At 70.1% G+C, this 13,157-nt stretch carries 11 protein-coding genes; all 11 read left to right on the top strand.

What is annotated here, in order from left to right:
* Window positions 1-39: 39 nt before the first annotated feature.
* The 11 genes from BI335_RS05540 to BI335_RS05490 all read left to right on the top strand — a co-directional run bounded on the left by BI335_RS05540 (window position 40) and on the right by BI335_RS05490 (window position 13,062).
* Window positions 40-1,407 carry an RbtT/DalT/CsbX family MFS transporter gene (locus BI335_RS05540; RefSeq protein ID WP_094355221.1) on the top strand — a complete coding sequence of 456 codons (1,368 nt, stop codon included), beginning with the start codon at window positions 40-42 and terminating at the stop codon, window positions 1,405-1,407.
* Between the two features lie 40 nt (window positions 1,408-1,447).
* Complete coding sequence (locus BI335_RS05535; protein ID WP_094355222.1) at window positions 1,448-3,178, top strand: dihydroxyacetone kinase family protein; 1,731 nt, start codon at window positions 1,448-1,450, stop codon at window positions 3,176-3,178.
* Entirely contained in the window at window positions 3,175-3,657 is a 483-nt protein-coding gene (locus tag BI335_RS05530) for a ribose-5-phosphate isomerase (protein ID WP_094355223.1), read from the top strand. Before BI335_RS05535 ends, BI335_RS05530 begins: the two co-directional genes overlap by 4 nt.
* Window positions 3,654-4,424 carry a GolD/DthD family dehydrogenase gene (locus BI335_RS05525; protein ID WP_094355224.1) on the top strand — a complete coding sequence of 257 codons (771 nt, stop codon included), beginning with the start codon at window positions 3,654-3,656 and terminating at the stop codon, window positions 4,422-4,424. The genes BI335_RS05530 and BI335_RS05525 overlap by 4 nt, the downstream gene beginning before the upstream one ends.
* A gap of 36 nt (window positions 4,425-4,460) precedes the next feature.
* Window positions 4,461-5,279 carry a DUF1684 domain-containing protein gene (locus tag BI335_RS05520; protein WP_094355225.1) on the top strand — a complete coding sequence of 273 codons (819 nt, stop codon included), beginning with the start codon at window positions 4,461-4,463 and terminating at the stop codon, window positions 5,277-5,279.
* A 127-nt stretch (window positions 5,280-5,406) separates the two neighbouring features.
* Window positions 5,407-6,744: a purine-cytosine permease family protein gene (locus BI335_RS05515; protein WP_094429879.1), complete on the top strand. Its 1,338-nt coding sequence runs from the start codon at window positions 5,407-5,409 to the stop codon at window positions 6,742-6,744.
* Window positions 6,745-6,786: 42 nt separating this feature from the next.
* Window positions 6,787-8,337 carry a hydantoinase/oxoprolinase N-terminal domain-containing protein gene (locus BI335_RS05510; protein WP_094355227.1) on the top strand — a complete coding sequence of 517 codons (1,551 nt, stop codon included), beginning with the start codon at window positions 6,787-6,789 and terminating at the stop codon, window positions 8,335-8,337.
* Window positions 8,334-9,404 (top strand): DUF917 domain-containing protein, encoded by a 1,071-nt coding sequence (locus BI335_RS05505; RefSeq protein WP_094355228.1) that lies wholly within the window; start codon window positions 8,334-8,336, stop codon window positions 9,402-9,404. The genes BI335_RS05510 and BI335_RS05505 overlap by 4 nt, the downstream gene beginning before the upstream one ends.
* The gene (locus tag BI335_RS05500) at window positions 9,401-10,486 is read left to right on the top strand and encodes a DUF917 domain-containing protein (protein WP_094355229.1); all 1,086 of its coding nucleotides are present in this window, start codon (window positions 9,401-9,403) and stop codon (window positions 10,484-10,486) included. The genes BI335_RS05505 and BI335_RS05500 overlap by 4 nt, the downstream gene beginning before the upstream one ends.
* A 45-nt stretch (window positions 10,487-10,531) precedes the next feature.
* Window positions 10,532-11,560: a DUF917 domain-containing protein gene (locus tag BI335_RS05495; RefSeq protein ID WP_229117942.1), complete on the top strand. Its 1,029-nt coding sequence runs from the start codon at window positions 10,532-10,534 to the stop codon at window positions 11,558-11,560.
* Window positions 11,557-13,062 carry a helix-turn-helix domain-containing protein gene (locus BI335_RS05490; RefSeq protein WP_094355230.1) on the top strand — a complete coding sequence of 502 codons (1,506 nt, stop codon included), beginning with the start codon at window positions 11,557-11,559 and terminating at the stop codon, window positions 13,060-13,062. The genes BI335_RS05495 and BI335_RS05490 overlap by 4 nt, the downstream gene beginning before the upstream one ends.
* The last annotated feature ends 95 nt before the right edge of the window (window positions 13,063-13,157 follow it).

The following is a 13,157-nucleotide window of genomic DNA, read 5'->3' as shown; positions in this document are numbered from 1 at the left end:
TCTCGCCCGCCGAGGGCCTCGACCTGCAAAGGCGCAGCCATGAACTCCGAAACCGCCGCAACCTCAACCACCACAGCACATCCGGACGTCAAGCCCTACGGCTCACCCGATGAGACCCGCTGGGATCGGCTCGGCATCCCCGACGTGCTCAAGTGGGGCTTCATCGGCCTGCTGATCTTCATGACCGGCAACGGTGTCGAATCCAACTTCATCACCCCGCACATGGTCGCGGTGCTGGGCAGCCCCGAGGCCACCGTGTCGACGATCATCACCGGTTACAGCCTGGCCGTGCTGGTCGGCAGCTACCTCGGCGGCGCACTCTCCGATCTGTGGGGTCCGCGCCGGGTGATGCTGCTCGGATTCCTTGTCTGGGTGGTCTTCGAGGCACTCTTCCTGATCAGCCTGAGCATCGGCAGCGTGCCGCTCACCGCGATCACCTACACCCTGCGCGGTTTCGGCTATCCGCTGTTCGCGTTCGCCTTCCTGGTGTGGATCAACATCACCGCACCGGTGCAGCGCAACGGCACCGCCGTTGGCTGGTTCTATGTGATGTTCACCGGTGGCCTGCCGACCCTCGGCTCGCTGTTCGCGCTCGGCGTGATCCCCACCTTCGGTGGCGGCACCCGCGGTGAGACCGCGGCGATGATCGGCTCGATCGGCCTGGTCGTGATCGGCTATCTGGTCGCCCGCTTCGGTGTCCGCGCGACCAACGGCGTGGGCCGGATCGCGCCGCCGGAGGAGACCACCGGCCAGGTCCTCACCGCCGGCGTCCGGCTGACCGCCAGGCACCCCAAGATCCTGATGGGTTTCCTGGTCCGACTGATCAACACCGCCCCGCAGTACGGCATGTTCATCATCCTGCCGACCGTGATCGCGGTCGACCTGGGTTGGGGGCAGTCACGCTGGTTGTCCATGACGGTGGCGGTGTACGCGACCAACATTCTGGTGAACGCCGTCTTCGGTGCGGTCGGCGACCGCTGGGGCTGGCGGCGTACCGTCCGGTGGTTCGGCGTCTTCGGCTCGGCCTGCGGCCTGCTGCTGTGGTGGTACGTCCCGCACTGGGTGCCCGCCGGATCGACCTGGGGCTTCCTGGTCTCCGTCGTCGCCGGCTGCGTCTTCGGCTGCCTGCTGGCCGGCTTCGTGCCGATGGGCGCGATCATGCCGGCGCTGACCCCGGAGCACAAGGGTGCCGCGATGGCCATGTACACCACCGCTGCCGGCGGCGCCGCCTTCCTCGGCGCCGGGGTGGTCGCCCTGGTGCTGAACCTCGGCAATGCCATGGGGTGGAGCAGGTTCGCGACCAACAGTGCGGTCGTCTGGGCCTTCGTCGCCCTCTACGCCGCCGCGTTCGTCATGGTCGGTTTCCTCAAGGTGCCGCAGGACGAGAAGGGCGCCCGCCAGCACTGACCGGCGAGCCCGCGATCCCAACCACAGAAGGACAGTTTCGATGACCAAGATCTTCAACGACCCGGCCGAGTTCGCCGAGGACCAGCTGGCCGGCTTCCTCGACCTGTACGCCGACCGCGTGCGTGGGGTGCCCGGTGGCGTGGTCTCGCTGCGCTCCGGCGATCCCCAGGTCGCGGTGGTGATCGGCGGCGGCTCCGGCCACTATCCCGCCTTCTGCGGCACCGTCGGGCCCGGGTTCGCGACCGGTGCCGTGGTGGGCAACATCTTCACCTCCCCCTCGGCGGCCCAGGCCTATTCGGTCGCCAAGGCAGCGGATCAGGGCCGGGGTGTGATCTTCAGCTTCGGCAACTATGCCGGGGACACCATGAACTTCGGCATCGCCGCGGAACGGCTGCGGGCCGAGGGGATCGATGCCCGGATCGTGATCGTCACCGACGATGTCGCCTCCGCGGACGAGGCCGAGAAGCGGCGCGGCATCGCCGGTGACTTCAGCGTCTTCAAGGTGATGGGGGCCGCGGCCGCGGCCGGCAAGGACATCGACGAGGTGGAACGCCTCGGCCGCAAGGCCAACGACGCCACCCGCAGCTTCGGTGTCGCCTTCTCCGGCTGCACGATGCCGGGTGCCGACGAGCCGCTGTTCACCGTGGCGGAAGGAAAGGTCGGGCTCGGGCTCGGCATCCACGGCGAGCCGGGGATCCGCGACGAACCGTTGATGAGCGCCGACGAGCTCGCGGAACTCTTCGTGGACAAGGTTCTGGCCAATCGCCCCGACGACCCCGCGGGTGACACCGTCGCACCGATCCTGAACGGACTGGGCACCACCAAATACGAGGAGTTGTTCCTGCTCTGGGGCCGGATCGCCGCCCTGCTTGCGGAAAAGGGGATCACCGTCGTCCAGCCCGAGGTCGGCGAACTGGTCACCAGTCTCGACATGGGCGGCTGCTCACTGACCCTGATGTGGCTGGACGACGAACTCGACGAGGCCTGGCGCGCCGACGCGTACACCCCCGCCTATCGCAAGCTGGGCGTCGGAATCGCCGATCTCCGCCCACCGAGCCAGGGGGAGCTCGCCGAGGAGGCGGCCGAACAGCAGGCACCCGAGGCCACCGAGGCCGCTCGCGCGGCGGCCGGCACCGCCCGCACCGCCCTGCAGACGATGCAGCAGGTGCTGCACGATGCGGAGTCGGAGCTGGGCCGGATCGACGCGGTCGCCGGCGACGGCGATCACGGCCGCGGGATGGTCAAGGGCATCGATGCCGCGGTCAAGGCCGCCGACGCGGTGTCGGACGGGGCCGGGGTCGCCTGGACGCTGCGCCGCGCGGGCCAGGCCTGGGCCGAGTATGCCGGTGGCACCTCCGGGGTGTTGTGGGGTGCGGCGCTGGAGGCGTTCGGTACCAGCCTGACCGATGATGCCGAGGCGTACTCCGATGCCGACGTGGTGGCCGCCACCCGGGCGTTCGCGGACGCCATCAGCCAGCTCGGCGGCGCCAAGCTCGGTGACAAGACCCTCCTCGATGCGCTGCTGCCCTTCGTCGACACCCTGCAGGAGAAGCAGAACGAGGGCCTCGCCGTGGCCTGGCCGGCGGCTGCCCGGGTCGCCGACGAACAGGCGAAGACCACCGCGGAGCTGCGCCCGCAGGTCGGGCGGGCCCGACCACTGGCCGAGAAGAGCGTCGGTACGCCCGATGCGGGCGCCACCTCGATGGCGCTGCTGCTGGTCGCCCTCGGTGACCAGCTGAACGACACCTCCCACCGAAAGGAGCAACGATGACCAACCGACTGCGTATTGCGATCGGCGGCGATGACGCCGGATATGACTACAAGACAAGGATCAAGGCCGATCTGGAGAACGACGACCGGGTCGCCGAGGTGATCGATGTCGGGGTGAGCGAGGACGAGGACACCGCGTACCCCCATGTCGCCGCCGACGCCGCCCGACTGGTCAAGGAAGGGAAGGCCGACCGCGCACTGCTGGTCTGCGGCACCGGATTGGGGGTGGCGATCAGCGCCAACAAGATCCCCGGGATCCGCGCAGTGACCGCCCACGACTCGTTCTCGGTGGAGCGGTCGGTGCTCTCCAACGACGCCCAGGTGCTGTGCCTGGGGCAGCGGGTGATCGGGTTGGAGTTGGCCCGCCGGCTGGCCAGCGAATGGCTCGGCTACACCTTCGATCCGCAGAGCTCCTCGGCACCCAAGGTCGAGGCGATCAGTGGCCTCGAGACCGACGACACCCGAGAGGACCGAGGATGAGCGAGTCGAACCAGATCGATCTGTCCTTCGCACTGACCGACAAGATCGTGCTGGTGACCGGTGCCGGATCCGGGATCGGCGCCGCGATCGCCACCGCGGTCGCCTCCCGGGGGGCCACCGTGGCCGCGGTCGACCTGGACGAGAACAGGGCGACCGCGACCGCCGACGCCCTCGGTGGCGAGTCGGCCGCCTGGGCCGCCGACGTCTCCGACCCGGTCGCGGTGGAGCGCACGGTGGCCGCGATCCTCGAGCGGTACGGGCGGATCGATGTGCTGATCAACTCGGCCGGGGTGGCCGTGCTGGCACCGGCCGAGGAGCTGAGCCTCGACCAGTGGGACATCACGATGCGGGTGAACCTGACCGGCTCGTTCCTGATGAGCCAGGCCGTCGGCCGGTCGATGATCGAGCACGGCACCGGTGGGCGGATCATCGGCCTGGCCTCCCAGGCCGCCACGGTCGCCCTACCCGAGCATGTGGCGTACTGCGCCTCCAAGGCCGGGTTGCTGGGGATGACCCGCACCCTGGCGCTGGAGTGGGGCAAGCACCAGATCACGGTGAACACGATCTCGCCGACGGTGGTGCTCACCGAGTTGGGCCGCAAGGCCTGGGACAACCCGAAGGGCGAGGCACACAAGAAGGAGATCCCGGCCGGCCGGTTCGCCGAACCCGACGAGATCGCCGCCGCGGCGATCTTCCTCGCCTCCGACGCCAGCGCGATGATTAACGGCACCGACCTGGTCGTCGACGGCGGTTTCACGATCCGCTGACCAGCAGCTACCTCCAGTGGGTGGCAGAATCGCCGCGTGATCGACAAGAACGTCATCGCCGCCCACGACGCCTGGCGGGCGGAGCGACTGGCGCAGGTGACGGGAGCCGTGGGCAACCTCGCGCTCGTGGACTACCAGCCGGTGGGCACCGAACCGGAGGCCGTCCACCGGATGCCTGCGCGGGTACGTCGAGAACCGGGGGAACCGGGCGTACGCGTGACGTCGACCGGCCCCGGGCTTCGGATCCGTACCGCACAGGGCGAGCGGCCGGTCGAGGATGAGACCCTGTTGCCCTTCCTGCAGCCCGACGGGCTGCCGCTGCTCTCGGCGGGGGCGATGACCGCCGACGCCTTCAGCCTCGACGGCAGCGATGTCGAGTTGCGGCTCTACGACGCGCAGGCGCCGGCGTTCACCGACTTCGACGGCATCGAAGCCGCACCCTACGACCCGGCATGGGCCCTCCCGGCGACCTTCGAGGCGCACCCCGAGCCGCAACGGGTGCCCTGGGCTTTCACCCGGGCAAGCGATTCGGGGCACACGAAGGCCGTCCCCGGCACCCTGCACACGACGATCGGCGGCACCGAACACGCCCTCACCGTCTTCGCCGACGGATCCGCGCTCGTGCTGGTCTTCGCGGACTCAACCACCGGGGACGAGAGTTATGCGCCCGGACGCTTCCTGCGCGTCGACCCGGTCGCTTCCGGCGGAACCATCACCCTCGACTTCAACCGCGCGATCGTGCCGCCCTGCGGCTTCAGCGACTTCTACTCGTGCCCGATCCCCCCGGCCGAGAACCGCCTGGCCGTGCCGGTACGGGCGGGTGAGCTGCGGGCCCGCTGGCACAACCGGAGCTGACCAACGGGCCAGGCCCCTGTGCAATCTGCACAACAGCTGCCGGATTCAAGAAGGAATGCACATCGCGTCCGCGGAGGCGTACCCCTAGCTTGGGCCCATCCGCGTCACGCATTCCAAAGGAGCCGTCATGGCCCACTCCGCTCACGTCGACGACTACGCGCTCGGCCGCGTACCGACCACTGCGCGCAAACACTGGTTCGGTATCGCGGTCCAGCGATTCGGCCAGATCTCGGCACTCTCGCAATTCCTGCTCGGCGCCACGCTCGGTTACGCGATGACCTTCACCGACGCCTTCCTGGCGATCCTCGTCGGTTCGATCATCCTCGAGGTGGTGATGTGCTTCGTCGGCCGCAACGAGGGCCTCAACACCGCACTGATGGCCCGCTGGACGGGATTCGGTGAGGTCGGCGCCTCGCTGGTCGGCCTGGCGATCGGGATCAGTCTGATCGGCTGGTTCGGCATCCAGTCCGGCATCTCGGCCGAATCCCTGAACGCGTTGATGCCCGGGGTGCTGCCGGTGTGGGCGTGGAGCGTCCTGTTCGGGCTCGCCGTGACCGCCGTCGTCGCCTTCGGGTTCGGCGGCATGCAGTGGCTGGCGAACATCACCGTGCCGCTCTTCCTGGTCCTCGTCGGCTGGTCGGTGACCCGCGAGCTGAGCCGCCACGACATCGGCGCCCTGCTCCGCAGCGAACCCGCCGGCGACCCGATGACGATCTTCCAGGGCGCGGGCCTGGTCGCCGGCGGTGTCATCGTCGGCGCGATCATCACCGGCGACATGACCCGCTTCAATCGCACGAACGCCGATGTGGTGAAGCAGACGGTGGTGGGGGTGAGCCTCGGCGAGTTCGTCATCGGTCTCGCCGGTGTGCTGCTCGCCCACGCGGCCCGCAGCGGCGACATCGTCGCCATCGTGACCTCCTCGGTCGGCCTGGTCGGCCTCATCATCGTGATCACCGGCACCCTCAAGATCAACGACTGGAACCTCTATTCCTCCTCGCTCGGCCTGGTGAACTTCGTCTCCACCACCTTCGGCAAGCAGCTGCACCGCGCCTCGACGACGGTCGTGCTCGGCATCGTCGGCACCGTGCTCGCCAGCGTGGGCATCCTGCAGCAGTTCACCGGTTTCCTCAACCTGCTCTCGGTCGCGTTCCCGCCGATCGCGGGGATCATGGTCGCCGAATACTTCATCGTCAAACGGTTCCGCCCCGAGCTCGACGCCACCCGCGAGCGCGGGCTGCTGCCCGCGACGGCGCCGCGGATCGTGCCGGCGACGATCGCGATCTGGCTGATCTCCTCGGCGGTCGGCTTCTTCGTCACCTGGGGCATCCCGTCGGTGCTGAGCCTGCTGCTGTCGATGGTGCTCTACATCATCGCGGGCCGGCTCGGGCTGGTCCGCGGCGTCGGTGTCGCGAAGACCCCGGAGAGCGCCACGGCCCAGCAGGCGGACACCGCACACTCGGCCTGACCGGCCCCATCCCCCATCAACGACACGCGAGAGAGAAACGACATGCACATCGGCATCGACGTCGGCGGCACCAACACCGACGCCGTACTCATGGACGGCAACACCAGCCTGGCGGGCGTCAAGCACTCGACCACCCCCGATGTCACCAGCGGCATCGTGCAGGCGATCGAGGATCTGCGCGCCCAGCACGCCTTCGACGGCGCGGACATCGAGGCGGTGATGATCGGCACCACCCACTTCATCAACGCACTCGTGCAGGCCAAGCGGCTCGCACCGACCGCGGCCCTGCGCCTCGGGCTGCCGGCGACCAGGGCGCTGCCGCCGCTCGTCGACTGGCCCGAGGTGCTCGTCGAGGCGCTCGAGGCACGCTGGTATCTGGCGCATGGCGGTTACGAGTTCGACGGCCGGCCCATCTCCCCGCTCGACCCCGAGGAACTGCGCGCCCACGCCCGCGACATGGGTGAACACGGCATCCGGTCGGTGGCGATCTCGAGCGTCTTCAGCCCGGTCAACCATGATCTGGAGCTGCAGGCCGCGGCCATCGTGAAGGAGGAGCTCGGGCCCGAGGTGGCGATCTCGCTGAGCCACGAGATCGGCCGGATCGGCCTGCTGGAGCGCGAGAACGCGACCATCATCAACGCCGCCCTGCGCGAGCTCGCCGGGGAGATCGTCGACGGTCTGACCGCCGCCGTGCGCGCCCATGGGATCGATGCCCCGATCTTCCTGAGCCAGAACGACGGCACGTTGATGGATGAGGATTTCGTACGCCGCTATCCGGTCGCGACGTTCGCCTCCGGTCCGACGAACTCGATGCGCGGCGCGGCCGTCACCAGCGGCCTGGAGACCTGCGCCGTCGTCGACGTCGGCGGGACGACGGCCGACATCGGCCTGCTCATCGGCGGTTTTCCCCGCGAGACCGCCAACGAGGTCAAGGTGGCGGGCATCCGCACGAACTTCCGGATGCCCGATGTGCTCTCGCTCGGCATCGGCGGCGGTTCGATCGTCGACACCGAGACCGGTGAGGTCGGCCCCGAATCGGTCGGCTACCGGCTCACCTCGGAGGCACTGGTGTTCGGCGGCTCGACGCTCACCGCGACCGACATCGCCGTCGCGGCCGGGCGCGCGCAGGTCGGCGACCCGGCCAAGGTGGCCCACCTGGATCCCGAGCTCATCCAGCGCGTACTCACCCGCATCGCCGAACGCATCGCCGAGGCCGTCGACCGGATGCGTACCTCACCCGACCCCATCCCGGTCGTCGCGGTCGGCGGCGGCTCGATCCTGCTGCCCGACTCGCTGCCGATCTTCGGCGCGGTGGCCCGGCCCGAGAACTATGCGGTGGCGAACGCGATCGGTGCGTCGATCGCCCAGGTGGGTGGCGAGATCGACAAGGTGGTGAGCATCGATCCCGCCGGTCGCGACGAGACGATCGCCGCACTCAAACAGGAGGCGGTCGAGAAGGCGGTCGCCGCGGGAGCCCGCCCCGATTCGGTGGCGATCATCGACTTCGACGAGGTCCCGATCCCTTACCTGCCTGGAAACGCGACGCGGGTACGCGCGAAGGCCGTCGGCGATCTGGAGATGGGTGCCCGATGACCTGGACCATCGACCCCCAGGCCATTCCGGCGCTCGCGCGCGGCGCCGCCGTGCTCGGCACCGGCGGCGGTGGTGACCCCTACATCGGCGAGCTGCTGGCGACCCGGGCACTCACCGAGCACGGTGCGGTCACCGTCGTCTCGGTCGACGAGGTGCCCGACGACGCACTCGTGCTGATGGGGGCGCCGACCGTGATGGTGGAGAAGCTGCCGAACCTCGAATCGGTGATGGATCCGGTGCGCGCGCTCGGCACCTATCTCGGCCGGCCGATCAGCCACATCGCCTGCGCGGAGGTCGGCGGCGTCAACTCGATGATCCCGATCGCGGCCGCCGCCACCCTCGGCCTCCCGCTGCTCGACGCCGACGGCATGGGTCGGGCCTTCCCGGAGTTGCAGATGGTGCTGCCGACGCTCTCGGGCATCACCGCGTCCCCGTTCGCATTCGCCGATGAGAAAGGAAATGTCGGCGTCCTGCAGACGATCGACAACACCTGGACCGAACGCATCGCCCGCGTCGCAGCGGTCGAGATGGGGTGCTCGTTGATGATCGCCGGCTTCGCGATGGCGGGGGCGCAGGCGCGCGAGTCGCTCGTCCGCGACAGCCTCACCCTGTGTGCGGGCGTCGGGGACAGCATCCAGGCCGCGCGGGACGCCAAGCGGGATCCGGTGCGCAGCGCGGCCGACCTGCTCGGCGGCCGCGAACTCTGCCAGGGCAAGGTCATCGACCTGCAGCGCGCGACGACCTCCGGCTTCGCCCGCGGCACCGCACGCATCGACGGGACCGCCGGAACGCTCACCCTGCAGTTCCAGAACGAGCATCTGATCGCCGAACTCGACGGCCGCGTACTCGCCACCACACCCGATCTCATCATGGTGCTCGAACACGAGTCCGGGGAGCCGATCACCACCGAGGGGTTGCGCTACGGGCAACGGGTACGCGTCATCGCCGCACCGGCCGACCCACGCTGGCACTCGGCCGCGGCGCTCGCCATGGTCGGCCCCGGCTACTTCGGTTACGACACCCCCGCCGTCCGCTTCGACGGCTCGATCTCGGAGGGCACCGCATGAGCTGGGAACTGACCGTTGCCGACCTGCCGGACCTGGCGCGCGGAGCGACGCTGCTGGGCACCGGAGGCGGCGGTGACCCCTACATCGGGTCGAAGCTCGTCGAACGGGTGCTCGGCCGGGGCGCCATCACCGTCCTCGATCCCGACGACCTCGACGACGACGCGTTCGTCATCCCGACCGCCCAGATGGGTGCGCCGACCGTCATGGTGGAGAAGATCCCGGCGGGCACCGAACCCACCCTCGCCCTGCGTACCCTCGAGGCGCACCTCGACCGCACCGCGGATGCGACGATGCCGATCGAATGCGGCGGTATCAACTCGATGATCCCGTTCGTGGTCGCCGCCGAGACCGGGCTGCCGGTCGTCGACGCCGACGGCATGGGCCGGGCCTTCCCCGAACTGTCGATGGAGACCTTCGCCGTCTATGGCGTGCACGGTTCCCCGCTCGCGCTCGCGGGTGAGCGCGGTGAGCAGGTCATCATCGACACCGGTGATGACGACCGGCAGATGGAATGGCTCGCCCGCGCGGTGACGATCCGCCTCGGCGGCGTCGGGCACATCGCCGAATATGCGATGTCGGGTGCCGACGTGAAACGCACGGCCGTGCCGCGGACGATCTCGATGGCGCTCGCCCTCGGCCGCTCGATCCGGCTCGCCCGCGAGGCGAAGCGGTCACCGTTCGAGGCGATCGCCGAGACCCTCGCGCCCACGCTGTATTCCCACGTGCGGGAACTGTTCGTGGGCAAGGTCGTCGACGTCGAGCGGCGCACCACCGAGGGCTTCGCCCGCGGCCGCGCGCGCATCGCACCGCTCGACGGTGGCACCTCGTTGGAGATCGCGTTCCAGAACGAGAATCTCACCGCCCACCGCGGCGCGGAGCTGCTCGCGATCGTGCCGGACCTGATCTGCGTCGTCGACCACGAATCGGCCGAGCCGATCACCACCGAGGGCCTGCGCTATGGCCAACGGGTACGCGTGCTCGGCATCTCGACACCGGAGTTGATGCGCACCCCGGAGGCGCTCGCGATGTTCGGACCGGCGGCCTTCGGCCTCACCGAGACCTTCCGACCGGTCGAGGGCTGAGCGCGTCTCGCGGCACCGCCGCGGCAGCCCACCTAAGCTGGCCCGGTGCGGCGCATCGACCTGGCGGATCTGGAGACGCTCGCCCTCGGCTGCGCGCTGCTCGGTTCGGCCGGTGGCGGCACGACGACCCATCTCGAGCTGATGGCGGGCCAGGCGGACTGGCCGGTGACGCTGCTGGAGGTCGACGATCTCGACCCGGCGACTCCGTGCCTCGCGCCGGCCTTCGCGGGCTCGACGATGATCCTGGGCGAGCGGCTGCCGGGTGCGGCACCGTTCGCGCGGGTGGTCGCCGCGGTCGAGCAATGGGTGGGTGCGCCGGTACCGGCGGTGTGCGCGCTCGAGGTCGGCGGCCTCAACGGGCTCACCCCCGTCATCGCCGCACAGGGTCGGGCGATCGTCGATGCCGACTGCATGGGTCGCGCGATGCCGGGTTTCGACCAGGTGACGCTGCTCGTGGATCGCCTGCCCGGTCTGGTGATCGCCACGGGGATCGGTGACGGGGTGGCGATCGTGGCGAGCGAGCGCCCCGAGGATGCCGAACGGATCACCCGCGCCGCGCTCGAACAGGCGGGTGGGACGGGCGTCGTCGTGCTCGGCGGCTTCACCGTCGGCGCGCTGCGCGACCATGCGGTGACCGGCAGCATCAGCACCGCCCTCGAACTGGGACGGGTGTTCCGCGATGCCCTCACCGAGCCGCTCGAAACGCTCGCCGGACGCCTCGGCGGCCGGCTGCTCGCGGCCGGCCGGATCCTCGCCTCCCAACCGGATACCGCCGGTGGCCGGGTGCAGTCCTTCGAGATCGAGGGCACCAGCGGCGCGGTGCACCGACTCATCACCCGCTCCGAGGCGATCGCGTTCGTCACCGACGGCGAGCTCCGGAGCGCGGCACCCGACATCATCGTCGTGCTCGACGCGCGGTCCCGCGCGATCCTCGAGGTGCCGAGCCTCGCGGTCGGCCAGCATGTCGCGGTGCTGGAACTCCCGGGACCCCCGTGGTGGCGGACGAGCACCGAACGACTGCGTCACGTCGTGCCCTCCACCTATGGGCTGGCCGAACTGGACCCCGCCGGATGACCGCGCTCGACCTGGCCGCGCTCCAGGCGCACCTCGCCAACGGCGGCGTACGCCATGTCGCCGGCCCGAGCGACACCGAGTTCGCCGCCGCGCGTCTGGCACACACCGATGCCGACCTCGACACGCAGTCCGGGGACGACCTGGCGATCATCGCGACCGCGGCCCCGGTCGAGCCGTGGCGCGTCGATGCGTTGCTGCGCCGGGTCCGCGAGCGCGGGTACGCCGGGTTGGCGATGCCGGGTGCGGCCGGTGTCAGCCCGGGCGCGACGCGGCTCGCGGACCGCCTGGACCTGACCCTGCTCGAGGTCGAACGACCCTACGAACTGGCGGAGGCCTGCTGGCAGCTCACCCTGGCACGCGACGCGCTCACCCTGGAGATCGTCCGCCGGCTGGCGGTCGCATTCCGTTACCAGGCACGGGATCTGCCCGATCTGCTGACCCAGCTGGCCGCCAGCGTCGGACAGGGCATCGCACTCGTCGACGCCGCCGGCGTGCTCGTCGAGGCGGGCGGGCAGCTCGGCGAATCCCACCGCGCGATCGGCTGGGATTCCTGGATCGATCTCGCCCACGACGGTGACACCGCGATCGCGAGCGTACGCGTCGACAGCCTGTCCCGGCCCGGGCTGCGGCTCGCGATCTTCGGCGACGGGATCAGCAGACCCCAGCTGCTGGCCCTCTCGGTGGCCGCCGAGGTGGCGATGCCGGCCGTCGCCGCGCGGATCCTGGTCGATGAGGTCGCGGCGGTGAGTGACGCATCGGTCTCCTCCGATCTGCTGCGCGACTTCCTCGACCTGCGCGGGGTGCCCGATCCGGAGGTGGAACGGCGGATGCTCGAGCGCGGCTGGCGCACCGACGGGCACCACCTGGGGTTCCGCCTGCTCGGCCGCAGCCGGGTGGACACCCGCGAGCTGCTGCGGCTCGTCTCGACCGAGCTCGCCCGCCTGGGTGTCGAATCGCATGCGACCACCCTCGGCCGCGGGGTGACCGGCTGGCTGCGGTTCCCGACCTCCCCGGATGCCGCGACCCTCGAACGTCGCATCGGTGCGTTGCGGGGTGTGCTCGAGTCCGCGCGGCGCGCGTTCAATGTCGCGATGGGGGTCGGTTCGCTGCAACCCGGCGGTCAGGGCCTGGGACTCACCCTCGGCGAGGCGACCGACGCGGCCCGGATCGCGGTGGACCGCTCCTCGACGGGTTGGTTCGTGCGGGTCGACGGTCTCGGTCTCGAGCAGCTGCTGCTCGCCCGGACCGACGACGACACCTTCATGCCGGCGGCCGAATCGCTGCTCGAACCGCTCCGCGGGGACGGCGATGTGCTGCTCAGCACCCTCGCCGCCTATCTGGATCAGGAATCCAGCATCGCCGCGACGGCCGAGGCGCTCGGTGTGCACCGCAACACCGTGACCAGCCGGGTGCAGCGCATCCAGGGCACCCTCGGGGTCGACCTGCACGATCCGGGGGTACGCCTCGCGCTCCATCTCGCGTGTCGGGCCGTGTTGCGCTGATCTGGTTCGACACGCCAGTTCGCCCCCGGCTTACCGAGTGGTCGAACCCCAGAATGCACCCCGCGTGGTCGAGCACCGACGAGCGGATGCGGGTT

This window comes from Enemella evansiae, assembly GCF_002250705.1.
Taxonomy (GTDB): domain Bacteria; phylum Actinomycetota; class Actinomycetes; order Propionibacteriales; family Propionibacteriaceae; genus Enemella; species Enemella evansiae.
This window is presented reverse-complemented; position numbering and strand designations above follow the sequence as displayed.